This is a genomic window from Burkholderia sp. AW49-1, from assembly GCF_053427845.1.
In genome coordinates this window covers 17,111-31,511 of the sequence record NZ_JBSAXF010000026.1, presented here as the reverse complement: position 1 = coordinate 31,511, position 14,401 = coordinate 17,111, and the positions used below count along the sequence as shown (strand labels likewise).

At 66.6% G+C, this 14,401-nt stretch carries 12 protein-coding genes and 1 pseudogene; 4 read left to right on the top strand and 9 right to left on the bottom strand.

Annotated elements, in window-relative coordinates; genetic code table 11:
• Positions 1–336 precede the first annotated feature (336 nt).
• Positions 337–2,259 carry an SMP-30/gluconolactonase/LRE family protein gene (locus ACV22W_RS27345; RefSeq protein ID WP_448022634.1) on the top strand — a complete coding sequence of 641 codons (1,923 nt, stop codon included), beginning with the start codon at positions 337–339 and terminating at the stop codon, positions 2,257–2,259.
• A gap of 34 nt (positions 2,260–2,293) precedes the next feature.
• Here the strand turns inward: ACV22W_RS27345 and ACV22W_RS27340 are convergent, their stop codons facing one another.
• The 5 genes from ACV22W_RS27340 to ACV22W_RS27320 all read right to left on the bottom strand — a co-directional run bounded on the left by ACV22W_RS27340 (position 2,294) and on the right by ACV22W_RS27320 (position 8,235).
• Entirely contained in the window at positions 2,294–3,235 is a 942-nt protein-coding gene (locus ACV22W_RS27340) for a c-type cytochrome (RefSeq protein ID WP_448022633.1), read from the bottom strand.
• Positions 3,232–3,918 carry a c-type cytochrome gene (locus ACV22W_RS27335; RefSeq protein WP_448022632.1) on the bottom strand — a complete coding sequence of 229 codons (687 nt, stop codon included), beginning with the start codon at positions 3,916–3,918 and terminating at the stop codon, positions 3,232–3,234. The genes ACV22W_RS27340 and ACV22W_RS27335 overlap by 4 nt, the downstream gene beginning before the upstream one ends.
• Before the next feature lie 56 nt (positions 3,919–3,974).
• Positions 3,975–5,027, bottom strand: a complete 1,053-nt coding sequence (locus ACV22W_RS27330; RefSeq protein ID WP_448022631.1) for a molybdate ABC transporter substrate-binding protein — start codon at positions 5,025–5,027, stop codon at positions 3,975–3,977.
• Between the two features lie 8 nt (positions 5,028–5,035).
• Positions 5,036–5,827 carry a thiosulfate dehydrogenase gene (gene tetH / locus ACV22W_RS27325; RefSeq protein ID WP_448022630.1) on the bottom strand — a complete coding sequence of 264 codons (792 nt, stop codon included), beginning with the start codon at positions 5,825–5,827 and terminating at the stop codon, positions 5,036–5,038.
• A gap of 221 nt (positions 5,828–6,048) precedes the next feature.
• Positions 6,049–8,235, bottom strand: a complete 2,187-nt coding sequence (locus tag ACV22W_RS27320; RefSeq protein ID WP_448022629.1) for a TonB-dependent siderophore receptor — start codon at positions 8,233–8,235, stop codon at positions 6,049–6,051.
• Between the two features lie 422 nt (positions 8,236–8,657).
• Here ACV22W_RS27320 and ACV22W_RS27315 point away from each other — a divergent pair, with 422 nt between their 5' ends.
• Positions 8,658–9,104, top strand: a complete 447-nt coding sequence (locus ACV22W_RS27315) for a hypothetical protein (protein ID WP_448022628.1) — start codon at positions 8,658–8,660, stop codon at positions 9,102–9,104.
• A 26-nt stretch (positions 9,105–9,130) separates the two neighbouring features.
• Here ACV22W_RS27315 and ACV22W_RS27310 read toward each other — a convergent pair.
• The 3 genes and pseudogenes from ACV22W_RS27310 to ACV22W_RS27300 form a co-directional block, all read right to left on the bottom strand.
• Positions 9,131–9,466 (bottom strand): annotated as a pseudogene (locus ACV22W_RS27310) (porin); the annotation flags it as partial.
• Positions 9,467–9,474: 8 nt separating this feature from the next.
• The gene (locus ACV22W_RS27305) at positions 9,475–10,440 is read right to left on the bottom strand and encodes a PDR/VanB family oxidoreductase (RefSeq protein ID WP_448022627.1); all 966 of its coding nucleotides are present in this window, start codon (positions 10,438–10,440) and stop codon (positions 9,475–9,477) included.
• A complete protein-coding gene (locus ACV22W_RS27300; RefSeq protein WP_448022626.1) occupies positions 10,437–11,516 on the bottom strand; it encodes a Rieske 2Fe-2S domain-containing protein in 1,080 nt (359 codons plus the stop codon). Before ACV22W_RS27300 ends, ACV22W_RS27305 begins: the two co-directional genes overlap by 4 nt.
• Before the next feature lie 198 nt (positions 11,517–11,714).
• Between ACV22W_RS27300 and ACV22W_RS27295 the strand changes: the two genes are divergently transcribed.
• Positions 11,715–12,203 (top strand): MarR family winged helix-turn-helix transcriptional regulator, encoded by a 489-nt coding sequence (locus ACV22W_RS27295; RefSeq protein ID WP_448022625.1) that lies wholly within the window; start codon positions 11,715–11,717, stop codon positions 12,201–12,203.
• Positions 12,204–12,270: 67 nt separating this feature from the next.
• Here ACV22W_RS27295 and ACV22W_RS27290 read toward each other — a convergent pair whose 3' ends face one another.
• Entirely contained in the window at positions 12,271–13,017 is a 747-nt protein-coding gene (locus ACV22W_RS27290) for a TetR/AcrR family transcriptional regulator (protein ID WP_448022624.1), read from the bottom strand.
• Positions 13,018–13,188: 171 nt separating this feature from the next.
• Here ACV22W_RS27290 and ACV22W_RS27285 point away from each other — a divergent pair, with 171 nt between their 5' ends.
• Positions 13,189–14,370, top strand: coding sequence for an isovaleryl-CoA dehydrogenase (locus ACV22W_RS27285; RefSeq protein WP_448022623.1), 1,182 nt, complete (start codon positions 13,189–13,191; stop codon positions 14,368–14,370).
• The last annotated feature ends 31 nt before the right edge of the window (positions 14,371–14,401 follow it).

The window sequence follows — 14,401 nt, the reverse complement described above, 5'->3', positions numbered from 1 at the left end:
ATAATATTTTTTCTCTTTCATCTTAATTTCGATTTGTAATCATTGGATTCCTTTGCCGGCAATGGGAATTCAATGCATGTAAATCAGAAAAAATGACGCGTTCTTGTCGGGCGATTCGGAATTAAGTGCCGGAAAACACGAATCGCGAGCGCGCGCTGTCGGGCAGGGATGCGCTACGACGCCCGATGCGGTGCGTCGTCGGTCAATCGGTGTGCGGCGGTCAAGGAACGCAATGAATCATTCGCGGCGCAATTGAACCGGTTTTTGAAAAAATCACCAATATTTCATACGCAGCGATTTAGAGTGTCGAAAAACGATCGTCCGGGAGCATCATTCATGTTATCGAAACAAATTCGCGCGGCATTGCTTGGCCTGTGCATGGCAATGCTGGCGCCGGTCGGTCACGCACAAGCGCAATACACGACGGACTGGCTCGCGAACACGTTCGGCACGCTTGCCGCGCACGTCGGCAACGGTGCGCGCTCGCTGTGGGTCGCGCCCGAGGGCATGATCTATACGGCGTCACGCTGGGACGAGAACGCGGGCGGCGTCGCGATCTACCAGAACGGGCAGACGCTCGGCACGATCGGCATCCACGACGAATTCCAGGGCGGCGCGATCACCGGCAACGCGAACTCGCTGTTCGTCGCGCTCGGCTACAACCGCACGTTCGGCAGCGGCTCGGTCGGCCGCTACAACCGCAGCACGAACCAGCGCGACCTGCGCATTCCCGTCAGCACGTGGACGGGCATCCAGTACGCGGACGTGATCACCGGCCTCGCGACGACCGGCAACCTGCTTTACGTGAGCGACTTCTACGGCAATCGCGTGCGCGTCTATACGACAGACGGCGTGTGGCAGCGCGACATCGGCGTATCGGGCCCAGGCGCGCTGGCGCTCGATGCGGCCGGCAACCTGTGGGTCGCGCGCAAGAGCGCGGGCGTCGTCGCGCAGTTCAGCCCGACGGGCACGGCGATGAACACGCTCCAGATGGCGGCCCGCGCGCGGCCGGCGTCGCTGTATTTCGATGCGCCACGCGGGCAATTGCTGGTCGGGGACGAAGGCCCCGACATGAACATCAAGATCTACGCGCTCGCGGGCCAGCCGGTGCAGCTCGGCACGTTCGGCGTGCAGGGCGGGTATCTCGACACGACCTCGGGCATCAAGGGGCAGGTCGGCGACAAGCGCTTCACGCGCGTCGCCGGCATCGGCAAGGATGCGGCCGGCAACCTGTACGTGCTGAACAACGCGTGGGGCGGCGGCTGGGATCTCGGGCGCAACGGCAGCACCGACCTTCATTCGTACGGCCCGACGGGCGCGCTGCAATGGAAACTGCAGGCGCTGAACTTCGAGGGCGCCGCTGCGCCCGATCCGGCGACCGACGGCGCGTTTTTCTATAGCGGCAACAACGTGTATACCGGCACCGCGGGCGGCACGTTCGTCGCGAACACGATCGATCCGTTCAGCTATCCGAAGGACCCGCGCCTCGACATGAACGACTACCAGCGCGGCCAGCATTTCGGCCAGCTCGCGCTGGTGAACGGCACCCGAATGCTCGTCGCGACCGGGCAGAACCCGGGCAACTACAACATCTATCACTTCAACGGCGCGAACGGGTATATCGCGATTCCAGACGGCTCGATTCCCGGCAAGCCGTTCAACACGTCCCTGCAGGTCACGGCCGGTTTCGCGCTCGACGACAACGGAGACGTGTGGGCCGGGCTCGATCGCACCAACAACATTTCGCACTATCCGATGACGGGCTTCGACGCGACCGGAAAACCGACATGGGGCAAGCCTGTGCAGATCCCGATTCCGCGCACCGTGCTGCCGCTCACGCGAATCATCTACCAGGCCGACAGCGACACGATGATCCTCGCGCAGGGCATCTCGGGCAGCTGGGACTGGACCGCGATGAACGGGCACATCGAGGTCTATCGCGGCTGGAAGGCCGGAAACACGAGCACGCCGAACGTCGCGATCAACCTGACGAGCGCGAATCCGAAATCGATGGCGGCGGCCGGCCACTACCTGTTCGTCGGCTACGTGCACACGGTGCCGAACGTCGACGTATTCGACCTCAACACCGGCAGCCTCGTGACCACGCTGACGAACTCGAACACGTCGGCGATGGACGTCGGCAACGACGTCGACTCGATGTACGGCATCCGTGCGTACTTGCGCTCGACCGGCGAATACGTGATCACGAAGGACAACTACAACGGGTCGAGCCTCGTCGTGTATCGCTGGCATCCGTGATCGCGCACGCCGCGCCGTTCGGACCAGCCAGGTCTCACGGCGCGCCAAGCACGCGGCCGTTCACCTCGCGCCCGTACATCGAGTCGGGCGTATCGTGGAATTTCGCGCGGGTGTCCTGGACCGAGCCGGTGAAACGCGGGTCCTGAGGGCGCTCGTGACTGTCCATGAAGGTCGCGACGTCCCACGCTTCCTGATCGGTCAGCGTGCCGCCGAGCCCGAGCGGCATGTTGGTCTTCACGAAGCCGGCCGCGTTGCGGATGTCGCCCATCCCCGCGCCCCAGTTGAACGAGCGCGCGCCCCAGAGCGCCGGAAAGACCGGCTTGCCGCCGCTCGATTGCCCCTGGCCGTCCGCGCCGTGACACAGCGCGCAGTGCTGCGTGTAGACGGCGGCGCCACGCGCGTAGTCGGCTTTCCGCGCGGGCGGAGGCAGTTTCGGAAAGCCTTGCCCCGGCAGCTTCGCGCCGACCGGCGCACCCTTCGCGAGCCAGTACGAATAGGTTTCGAGCGCAACGAGGATCGGGTCGCCGGCGGGCGGCGCCTTGCCGTTCATGCTGTAGCGAAAGCATCCCTGCAGGCGTTCGGCGAACGTGTTCACATGGCCGTTCTTGATCCGGTAGGCCGGGTACAGCAGGTAGGCGGCCCACATCGGGCTCGAATCCGGACGGCGGCCCGCGTCGAGGTGGCAGCTCGCGCAGGTCAGCTTGTTGCCGACGTACTTGCCCGCGTATTCGGGCGTGTGCAGGAAGATCTGCTCGCCGAGCTTCACGGTCTTGCCGAAGTCGTCGGCGGGGATCGCGGATTCGGGCGGTGGCGTGAACGGCTTCGCCGTCGTCGCGGCGGGGAGAGCGGCCGCCGCAGGAGCGGAAGCGGTGGCCGGTGCGTCCTGCGGCGCGGCCGCGCAAGCGAGCGCGGACATCCAGGCCGCGCCGAGCAGCGCGGCGCGCGCGGCGCGGATCAACGTCGTGCGGTCGATCATTGTTTTTCTCCGTTCGCGGCACCGCCGCGCGCATAGTACGCAGCCACCGCGTCGACATCGGCGTCGGACAGCTTGCCGGCGATCGTCGGCATCAGCGCCATCGGGCCGGGCGCTCGCGTGCCGTGCTTCCAGCCATTCAACTGGCCCGCGATGTATGCGGCCGGCTGGCCGGCGAGCGGCGGAAACGCGGCGCCGACGCCGAGGCCGCCCGCGCCGTGGCATTGCGCGCACGCGGGCAGACCCTGCGACCAGCGTCCGCGCGTCGCGAGCCATGCGCCGGTGTTCGCCGGGTCGATCGACGTGGCGTCGGAAGCGGCAATCGCGGGCGGCGCGGGCAGGCTCGCAAAGTACGCGGAGACCGCCTCGCGATCGTGCGCCGACAGCAGTTTCGCGAGCGGCTGCATGACCGGGTTCTGGCGGCTGCCGTCCGCGAACGCGGCGAGTTGCGCGGAAAGATAGGCGGCGTTCGTGCCCGCGAGACGCGGAAAGCCGGCGGCCGCGTTGCCTTCGCCCTGCGCGCCGTGGCAGCCGATGCATGCGGCCGCGCCCGTCGTCGTGCCCTGGGTGGCGATGGTCTTGCCGAGTGCGATGTCGTCCGCGTGGGCGTTGCCGGCGAGCAGTGCCGCCGCGGCGAGCAGCAGCCGCGCGGACCGGCGCTGCGGTATGTCGACCGAATCGTTCACGTGTCCCCTCCTTGATGTCTGTCTTATGGCGTGGCCCGGCGTGCACACCCGCGCGGTCAGCCGGCGTCGGGCCCGTCTTGCCGTGGCGCGAGATTCGGCGTCGGTGCCGTCGCGTCGTATTGCCCGAAGCCGTAGCGCGCGAATATCCGGAACGCTTCCGGCGACCGGATGAACGCGAGCCACGCGCGCGCGGCTTCCGGATGCGGTGCGTGCTTCACCATCGCGCCCGCATAGATCGCCGTCGTATTGTGCGCGGCCGGAATGTCGATGTGCATCAGCGGATGCCCGACCTGCTCCTGAAACGCCGCTTCCGATTGCCACAGCACGCCGGCGTCGGCACGCCCCTGCATCAGGAACAGCGCGGTTTCCCGATGATGGATATGCGTGAGCTCGGTCGTGCCGGTGCGCACCTTGTCGTCGTAGACGGTGCGCGCGAGCGCGTCGCCGCCGGCCTTCACGAGCGATGCGCGGATCTGCCGCGCGACGCCTTCGAATGCCGGGTTCGGCATCGCGAGCGTCACGTCGGGCCGCGCAAGATCGTTCAGCGACGTAATGCGCTTCGGGTTGCCGGCGCGCACCATGATCGTCAGCTGGTTCGTCACGTAGGGCACGGCCGGGCCTTCGAGCGTGCCGTTCGCGATCAGCTCGCGGATCTTGCCGAGCCCCGCGAAATACGCATCGGGCTTGACCGTCCACGTCATGTTGCCGACGGTGATCGTGCCGCCCGCGTGAATCTGCTTCACGAGCAGACCGGGCGGGATGGTTTCCCAGTAGATGCGGCCGCGGTATTCGGGATGGTCGGTCTCGAACTTCGCGACGAGCGGTGCCATCGCGAAGAAGTAGTTGCCGCCGACGTACAGCACCAGCTTCGGCGCGGTGAGGTCGCCGTGGAAATCGGCGAGCACATCGACCTGCGGCACCGTGAATTCGAGGCCGCGGTTCGTCGCGTCGTTGTTGCGGCCGTCCTGCCACGGCGGAAAGACGCTGCGCGACGTGTCGGCCGGTGCGGCGAGCGAGAGCATCGATGTGCAACAAAGCGCGGCCAGCGCGGCATGCAGCGCCGGGTGCCACCGGCGTCGCAACGGGGAACGCGTGCGGAGCGATGTCATCGGGCGCCTCACTTCGCGTAAGTGAAACCGGCGTGCTGCAGTTCGGGCAGCGTGCCGACCGCGCCCGGCGTGACGATCGCCGACGGAATCACGTGGTTGGTGAGATCGGCGGCGAGGGCGTCGAGCGGCAGTTTGTCGGGATTCGCGTTCGCGCCGTCGAGCCGTTCCGCGAGTTCCCAGATCGCGTTGTGGCATGACAGGAACACGACGCCGCGCTGCTGCAGCGCGGCGATGCTGTTGTCGTGCGACGAGAATGCGCCGTCGGCCAGTTCATGGTCGGTGGCGTCTTTCGATTGCGCGGGCTTCGCGGCAAGCAGCGTGTTGGTCGCGAACGCGGCACCAGCGAATTTCGCGAGGCCGTATTTGTCCCACGCGGTCTGGTCGAACAGCGCGAGATGCGCGGCGCCATGCGTGGCCGATACGACGAGGAAGTCCGGATGACCGAACGCCCAGATCTGCGCGTTCAGCGCGTTGCGCATCAGGTTCAGCCATGGGCCGCCGAGCTCGGTGTTGTCCCACACCTGCTTCGGGCCGCCGCGATAGCCGATCACTTCCATGAGCGCCGCATGATCCCATTGATCGGGGCGCTCGACGATCATCGGCACCGTCTTGAAGTCGCGTCGTCTCGGTATGGCCGCGAGACGGCGGGTGAGGTCGGCGAGGCGCGTCGCGCCGCCGGCCAGCAGCGCGCCGGATTCGGGTGTCGCCGCCTGTGCGACGCGCGAGGCGCCGAGCAACGCGGTGCCGGCCGCGAGGCCGAGTGTCTTGAGCGCGCCGCGGCGCGCATCCCGGTCGGACATCGAACTCTCCCATATCGTTTTTGTGGGGGCGTGGCGCATCGCCGTGTCGCGGCGATGCATCGCCATCGCGTAGCCAGTCTAGAGGCGCGCGTTCGACAGCGGAAATCGCGATATCGGATGGGAGATATTCGAGGGTCCGATGATTGGCGGAAACGACAACGCCGCGCGGCGCCGCCGCGTGCGGCATCGCGCGGCCTTCGGCCGCCTGCTGCGAAGGTGCGTCAGAACGACACCGTCGTCGTCAGCGTGACGAGCCGCGGCTCGCCGACGGCGACGATAAGATTGCTGTTGCTCGACGGATAGTAGGTCTTGTCGAGCAGGTTCTTCACGTTGAGCTGGAAGCGTGTCGGGAACTTGCCGATCGTCGTTTCATAGGCCGCGAATGCGTCGACGGTCACGTAGCCGGGCAGCGTGAAGCTGTTCGCGGTGTCGCCGGGCCGTGCGCCGACGAGGCGCGCGCCGCCGCCGAAGCGCCAGCGTCCGGGCAGGTTCGCGATCGCCGTGTCGTACACCGCGAACAGGCTGCCGGTGTGGCGCGCGACGTTGACGAGCGGCGTGTTGCTGTCGCGGTCGTTCGCGTTCGTGTAAGCGTAGCTGCCGATCAGGCTCAGGTGGCGCGTGAGCTGCCCCGCGACGTCGAGTTCGATCCCGCGCGAGCGCGCGGTGCCAATTGTCGACGTGATGTCGCCGACCGTGACCGCGACGTTGCGCTTGTCGATCTGGTAGGCCGCGAGCGTGCCGGTGATGCCGGGTTTCAGGCTGAACTTCAGGCCGGCTTCCAGCACGCGGCCGAATTCCGGCGCGAGCGGCGCAGTCACGTTCGACGCGACGTTCGGCTTGAACGAGCGGCTCACGTTCGCATAGGCGGTCAGCGACGGCGTGAGCGCATAGGCGAGCCCGAACTGCGGCAGCCACACGTTGCCGTGCGAGCGGTCGGCGAACACGAACGGCCGCCCCATCCCCGATTCCTGCTGCCAGTCCTCCCAGCGCAGCCCGCCGACCGCGGTGAGCCGGTCGGTGATCTTTATGGAGTCCTGCACGATCATCGAGTACGTGTGCACCTTCGAAAGCGAATCGCTCTGCTTCGTGCTGACCGTGCCGCCGGGCGCGAGCAGGCCGTAGACGGGATCGTAGAGATTGAAGCCCTTGGTCGCGGCGCCGCGGATCGTGTCGCCGCGGAAGCTGCGCTGGCGCTCGTATTCGCCGCCGATGTAAAGCGCGTGGTTCATCCCCGCGAGCGTCAGGTTGCCGAGCAGGCCGAGCGTCGCGATCTGGTCGGAGTCGTTGCGCCCGAGGTTCGCGTCGGACGTGCGCGACAGCGCGCCGGTCGTGCTGTTGAAGGCGGTCGCACGGGTGATGTATTGATCGTAGCGGTCGCGGCCCCAGCCGTAGGTCGCGCGCACGCGCCATGCGTCGGAGAGGCGGTGCTCGATGCGCGCGCGCAGCGTTTCCTGGATCCCGCCGCTTTGCGCCCACGCTTCCTCGTAGCGGCGATAGCGCAGCGCATCGTCGGGGCGGCCGTTCACGAGCACGGTGCCGCGATCGAACGGCATCGTGTAGTCAACGTACTGGTAGCTGACGTCGATCGACGTACGCGCGTCGTGCCATGAAAGCGCGGGCGCAATCAGCGCGTTGCGTTCGCGGCCGAAGCTGCGCCAGTAGCGGCTCGTGTCGTATTCGCCGGTGAGCCGGAACGCGAGCGTGCCGCCCGCGACCTGGCCCGGCTTGCCGAGCGGACCGGTCAGGTCGAACTGTGCGCTGCTGCCGCCGTGGCTCGTGCGCGAGGCCGAGATCGAGCCGCCGAACGTTTCTTCCGGCTTGCGCGTGACGAGGTTGATGACGCCGCCCGGGTCTTGCATCCCGTACAGCAGCGAAGCGGGGCCCTTCAGCACTTCGACGCGGTCGATCGTCGCGAGATAGCTGTGCAGCACCGGTGTGCGCACGCCGTCGACGAGCACGGAGCCGTCGTTGTTCGAGCCGAAGCCGCGCTTGATGAACGCGTCGCGCGTGCCGCCGAGCGTGTTGGTTTGCGTCACGCCGCTGATGTTGCCGAGCACGTCGTCGAGCGAGCGCGCCTGCTGATCCTGCATCACGCTGCTGCTGACCACGGCGACCGATTGCGGAATTTCCTTGAGCGGACGATCGTCGCCGCCGGCGACGCTGCTGGTGCGCGGCTGGTAGCCGACGGTCGGATCGGCGGTCGCCGATGCGCTGACGCTGATCGTCGGCAGTTCGCGTTCGGGCGGCGCGGGCGTCGGCGACGGCGAGGACGTGGCCGCCGAAGCCGTGGCGGCGGGTTCGGCATCCGCATGCGCGCCGCTTGCGACGCAAAGTGTGATCAGGGCAGGCAGGCTCGCGCGCCAGGGACGCAAGGTCCGTGCGCGTCGGGGCGGTCGACGGGATGGCATGAATCGATGAATGGACGGCTGCTAAGGATGAACGCGCGGGCCGCGGCGCTTCACTGATTCGCCGCGGCAGGATGCGCATGATATACGTAATGAGAATCGTTTGCAATTGTGGTGGGGCGGATATGGACCGTGCATCGTGATTGCCGGGCCTTCGGCCGTCTGCTACCGTAGCGGCCAAATTCAGACGCAGTGAAATTCAATGAGAGAGCCGGGGGCCGCACCATGCCATCTTCCTGTCGCGTCGCGTCGCGTGCAGTGCGACGTCGTGCACCGCAGCCGACCATGCGGGTGGTGAAGTGATCGCAGCCGTGTTCCACGATTCGAACGAATAAAGCAACGGCTGCACGATCGTCTCGCGTGACGCCGGGCAACCGGCCCCGCGATCCACGACCTCAACCACCACGCTTGACGGGAGACCACCCATGAAGAAGATTTCCGCACCGTTCGCGGCGGCCGCGCTCGCAGCATGCGCGCTGCTGGCGGGCGTGTACCAAGGCGCCTGCGCCGCACCGGCCGCCGAGCCCGCGATCGACGTGCACTATGGCACCGTGATCGAGGCCTATACGCAGAACACGGCCGCCGCGAAGACGACATACGACGGTAAGCGTCTCGCGTTCGTCGGCGCGGTCATCCGGATGGGCACCGATCCGGGCGGCACATACTTCGGCGCGTTGACGACCGATGGCGAGCAGTTCGATACGCATTTCGACGTGGCCGATCAGGCCGCGTTGAAACCGAAATTTCCCGGCGGCGAGATCACGCCGTTCACGGCGTCCGCGAATTTCCGATTCAGTTGCGAGAACGAAGGCTATATCGACGCGCCGGTGCTGCCCGGGCTGAAGCTCTCGCATTGCCGGCTCGCCGATTGACTTGATCGACGTGCGAGGTCCGGCGTTCAGAACTTCTGCCGGATGCCGGCCATCACGCCGAGCTGATTCATTGCGGTGCCGACCGCTCCGACCGCTCCGCCCGCGGCGACCGCGTTCGCGGCCAGCGTGCTGTTGAACATGTAGCCCGCCGACGTATGGACGGTCGTCCGCTTCGACAGGAAATAGTTCGCTCGTCCGACGAAGAGCGTGGCGTTCGTGCCGCCTTCACCGTTTTCGCGGCGTTGCAGGTAGCGCACGCCCTGCAGGTCGAGTGCGAGGTCGGGTGTCGCGTAGTACGTGTCGCCGGCGAACACGATGTCGGCCTGCAGGTGTGTGGCCGCCGCGAGCTTGCGACGGATCCAGCTCTACTCTACAGATCGAGTACCAGCAGATCGCTTCGCGATCGCGAGCAGCACGGCATGAACTGGTCGCCGGCCGCCTGTTCCGCTTCCGTCAGATACGAATCGCGATGATCGGGCTCGCCTTCGAGCACGCGCGTCACGCAGGTGCCGCAGACGCCTTGCTCGCACGACGTAAGCACGTCGATGCCGTTGGCCGCCAGCGCGGCGACGACCGTGCATTCGGCCGGCACGTCGATCACCTTGCCGCTGCTCGCGATGCGGACCTGGAACGCGCGATCCGCTCCGGACGACGCAACCGCGCCGCCGAAGAACTCGTAATGCAGCCGCTCGTCGGCCCAGTTGCGCTCGCGCGCGGCGTTCAGCACCGCGTCCATGAAGCCGCGCGGGCCGCATACGTAGAGGTGGGTGCCGTCAGGCGCCGCGGCGAGCACGGCGGGCAGGTCGAGGCGTTGCGCGGGGTCGCCGTCGTCGACGTGGAAGCGGGCGCGCTCGCGGAACCCGGCTGCGTCGATCCGCTCGACGAAGGCGATGCGATCGGCCGAACGCGCGCAGTAGTGCATGTCGAAGGTCGCGCCGGACGAGAACAGCCGTTCCGCCATGCAGAGAATCGGCGTGACGCCGATCCCGCCCGCGAGCAACAGGTGGTGCGGGGCGCCGGGCGCGAGCGGAAATTGATTGCGCGGCATGCCGATCCGTACGGTATCGCCTTGCCGGACTTCGTCGTGAATCGCGCGCGACCCGCCGCGGCCCTCGGCATCGCGCAGCACCGCGATCTGGTAGCGATCGCCGTGTTCGGGGTGGTTGCACAGCGAGTACTGGCGCACGAGCCCGCCCGGCAAATACACGTCGATATGCGCGCCGGCGTCGAAGCGCGGCAAGGGCGACCCGTCATCGCTGACGAATTCGAAGCCGCAAATGTCGCGCGCTTCCTGCCACTTGCGGGCCACCCGGACCGTCAGCGTCGAGGCGCTCATGACGCCTCCCTGATCTGCGCGACCGGAATCACTGGCTGCTGCGGGCTCGACGCGTTTTCGTCGGCGAGCAGCCGCTCGATCACCTTGCGCGACAGCACGCCGCCGGCGTCGATGTTGAGCTTGAGCAGCTTGCGGTCCGGCCACTGCTCGAGGTTGAGTTGCTGGCGCTCGAGCATGTCGAGATCCTCGGCGAAGATCTTGCCCTGGCCGTCGCGGATCTCGGCGGTCAACGCGTGATCGTCGGGCCGGAAGTTGCGCGCCATCCCCCAGAAATACCAGATCGAGGTGTCCGTCTCCGGCGTGATGAAGTCGACCACGATTGACGACGCCTTCAACTCGGCCGGCGCGTCGTAGCCGCCGTGGCCCGCATGCGCGACGCCCACTTCGATCATCACGTGGCTCGGCGGCGTGAAGCGGCAGATCTGCCAGCGGTCGACCGGCACGTCGTCGGCCAGCCCGTTGCCGCGCAGCGCCATCCGCCAGAACGGCGGCGGCATCACGTTCTCCATGAAGCGGCTCGTGACGACTTCATCGCCGTTGGCGGTCGTCTTGGGCGGCGCTTCGTCGATTTCCTTCTGGCCGATACTCGTCGCATGCACGTAGGTCTCGTGCGTGAGGTCCATCAGGTTGTCGATCATCAGCCGGTAGTCGCAACGGATGTGATACAGGCCGCCGCCGTGTGCCCAGGCCGGATCTTCGGCCCACTGGAGCGCGGGCAACTTGTCGGGATCGGCTGCGGACGCATCGCCGGGCCACACCCAGACGAATCCATACCGCTCGACCGCCGGAAAGCTGCGGATCGGCGGAAAGCCGCCGACGCGCTGGCCCGGCATGCCTGCCGTCTTGCCGTTGCAGCCCATTTCCAGCCCGTGATAGCCGCACACGAGCACGCCGTCGCGCACGAATCCCAGCGACAGCGGCGCGCCGCGGTGCGGGCAGAAGTCCTCGAGCGCGGCGACGCGGCCGTCCGCCGCGCGGTAGAACACCATCGACTCGTTGCAAATCTTGCGGCCGAGCGGCTTGCCGTCGATTTCATCGGGCGTGCACGCGACATACCAAGCGTTCTTGAGAAACACGTTCTTCGTCTCCTACAGGGCGGTGCCGCCGGTGCGCGGCAATTCTTGATTCCGTGTACTGAATGAGATTCAGTGTACTTATCGAGATTGGCCAGGGCAAGGCGAGCGGTATACTGGTTTTCCCGGGAAATGGCGCGACGCAGCGCCATGCCGTCGGCGCACGCAACGGCGTGCGCTGCCTATGTCATCGACTCATTCATGGAAAAAACGAATCCCGCCGACGCGCCGGCTTTCCCGTTCGACCTGTACGACGAACCCGGGCATCTGATCCGGCGCGCGCACCAGATTGCGGTTGCGATGTTCTACGAGAAGCTGGGCCGGGACGTGACGCCGGTGCAGTACGCGGTCCTGCGGATGCTCTACGAGTGCCCGGGGCTCGATCAGGTGACGCTCGCGCAGCGAGTGGCGCTCGACACTTCGACGACCGCGGACCTCGCGGTCCGGCTCGAAGCGAAAGGATTGATCGTCCGCGAAGTGTTGCCGCGGCGTCAGCGGCGCTTGCTGCTGACGCCGGCGGGCGTCGAACTGCTCACGCACCTGATTCCGTCGGTGAAGGAGCTGCGCGCCGGCCTGTTCGACGGCATGGGGGAGGACGATTCGCGGGAACTGATGCGCCTGTTGCGCAAGTTCGTTCACTTGAACAACGAGCAGAGCCGTGCGCCGCTGCGGGTCGGCGAGGAGTCGTAGCAATTGAATGCCCCGCGTTGGCGGGGGAGGCGGCAACGCGGCAGAGGCGCCGTGCCACCCGCAGGCGTCACGGGCGTGACGCTTCCCCTTCCAGCCGCCGGACCGCTTCCGCGACTTCGTTCCTGAAGCGCACCAGTGCCGCCTGCTCCGGTGCGGGCGGCTGCACGGCCGCCCACAGCATGTCGATGAGCTGCGTGGCCGTCGTTTCCGTATCGAGCTTGCGGTGCCCCAGGATCGCATCCCACAGCACGTGCTCGATCGGCCCGAACACCATCGAGCGCAGCAGGCTCAACGGCATGTCGTTGCGCACCTGCCCGGCCGCCTGGCCGCGCGCGAGCACGTCCATCAGCGGCGCCGTGTAGCGGCGCTGCAGCGCGGTGAGCTCGTCGCTCAACGCATGCTGCTTCGCTCGCCCCTCCGACAGCACCAGCGCGCACAGCCCCGTGCCGTTCACCAGCATCAGCCGCAGGTGCGTGCGCACGATGAATGCGAACTGCTGCTGCACGGACGCTTCCTGCGGCATCCCGAGTTCGAACGCGGCAATGATTTCGTCATACCAGTCGGCAATCACGCGCGCGCACAGCTCACGCTTGCCGCGGAAGTAGCTGAACACCGTCGCCTCCGATACGCCGACGCGCTGCGCGATCTCGGCGGCCGTCGCATGCTCGTAACCCTTTTCGGCGAACACTTCACGACCGGCGCGCAGGATGTCCTGCACGCGCTGCTGGGACTTGCGCCCGGCGGGTGCGCGCGACGGCTCGGGGCGGTCTGCTTTGGCGGTGGCGGTCATGGTGTCGGCGGTGGCGGCTGTCATGCCGCAATGATATCTGAGTGTCACTCAAAAAACTATTGACGACAAGCCGGGCGAGGCGCGAAACTGTGCGAAATTTACGCTGCATTGGCTTAATGAATCGACGCATTGATCCGATTTGAGCGAAACTCAGAAATCGGCGCGTGCGACCCATTTTCTGGAGACGGAGGAGACATGATCAACCTGCCCGGTGTGCAATTCATGCTCGGTGAAGACATCGAGATGCTGCGCGACGCCGTCGCGACGTTCGCGGCCAAGGAAATCACGCCGCGGGCGGCGGAAGTCGACCGCACCGACCAGTTTCCGATGGATCTGTGGAAGAAGTTCGGCGATCTCGGCGTGCTCGGCATGACGGTGTCCGAGGAATACGGCGGCGCGAACATGGGCTACACCGCGCACATGGTTGCGATGGAAGAGATCTCGCGCGCATCGGCGTCGATCGGCCTGTCGTACGGCGCGCACTCGAACCTGTGCGTGAACCAGATCCACCGCAACGGCACCGACGCGCAGAAGCAGAAATATCTGCCGAAGCTCGTGTCGGGCGAACACATCGGCGCGCTCGCGATGAGCGAGCCGAACGCCGGCTCCGACGTCGTCAGCATGAAGCTGCGCGCGGACAAGCGCGGCGACCGCTACGTGCTCAACGGCACGAAGATGTGGATCACCAACGGCCCCGACTGCGACACGCTCGTCGTCTACGCGAAGACGGACATCGACGCCGGCCCGCGCGGCATCACTGCGTTCATCGTCGAGAAGGGGATGAAGGGCTTCTCGGTCGCGCAGAAGCTCGACAAGCTCGGCATGCGGGGATCGCACACGGGCGAACTCGTGTTCCAGGACGTCGAGGTGCCGGAAGAGAACATCCTCGGCCAGCTCAACGGCGGCGTGAAGGTGCTGATGAGCGGCCTCGACTACGAACGCGCGGTGCTGTCGGGCGGCCCGACGGGCATCATGGCCGCGTGTCTCGACGCGGTGGTGCCGTATATCCACGACCGCAAGCAGTTCGGCCAGTCGATCGGCGAATTCCAGCTGATCCAGGGCAAGGTCGCCGACATGTACACCACGTTCCAGGCATGCCGCGCGTATTTGTACGCGGTCGGCCGCCACCTCGATTCGGCCGGCAGCGACCACATTCGCCAGGTGCGCAAGGACTGCGCGGGCGTGATCCTCTATACGGCCGAGAAGGCGACGTGGATGGCGGGCGAGGCGATCCAGATCCTCGGCGGCAACGGCTACATCAATGAATACCCGGTCGGCCGTCTGTGGCGCGATGCGAAGCTGTATGAGATCGGCGCCGGCACGAGCGAGATCCGCCGCATGCTGATCGGCCGCGAGCTGTTCGCGGAAACGATGTAACGCCCCACGTCACGCGAACGGAGCCCCGGCG

Bases quoted from the DNA above. Each gene is read 5' to 3' on its own strand.
- tetH (WP_448022630.1), bottom strand. From the start codon at position 5,827: ATGTCCGACCGGGATGCGCGCCGCGGCGCGCTCAAGACACTCGGCCTC.
- ACV22W_RS27315 (WP_448022628.1), top strand. From the start codon at position 8,658: ATGAAGAAGATTTCCGCACCGTTCGCGGCGGCCGCGCTCGCAGCATGC.
- ACV22W_RS27295 (WP_448022625.1), top strand. From the start codon at position 11,715: ATGGAAAAAACGAATCCCGCCGACGCGCCGGCTTTCCCGTTCGACCTG.
- ACV22W_RS27305 (WP_448022627.1), bottom strand. From the start codon at position 10,440: ATGAGCGCCTCGACGCTGACGGTCCGGGTGGCCCGCAAGTGGCAGGAA.
- ACV22W_RS27340 (WP_448022633.1), bottom strand. From the start codon at position 3,235: ATGATCGACCGCACGACGTTGATCCGCGCCGCGCGCGCCGCGCTGCTC.
- ACV22W_RS27330 (WP_448022631.1), bottom strand. From the start codon at position 5,027: ATGACATCGCTCCGCACGCGTTCCCCGTTGCGACGCCGGTGGCACCCG.
- ACV22W_RS27320 (WP_448022629.1), bottom strand. From the start codon at position 8,235: ATGCCATCCCGTCGACCGCCCCGACGCGCACGGACCTTGCGTCCCTGG.
- ACV22W_RS27290 (WP_448022624.1), bottom strand. From the start codon at position 13,017: ATGACAGCCGCCACCGCCGACACCATGACCGCCACCGCCAAAGCAGAC.
- ACV22W_RS27285 (WP_448022623.1), top strand. From the start codon at position 13,189: ATGATCAACCTGCCCGGTGTGCAATTCATGCTCGGTGAAGACATCGAG.
- ACV22W_RS27345 (WP_448022634.1), top strand. From the start codon at position 337: ATGTTATCGAAACAAATTCGCGCGGCATTGCTTGGCCTGTGCATGGCA.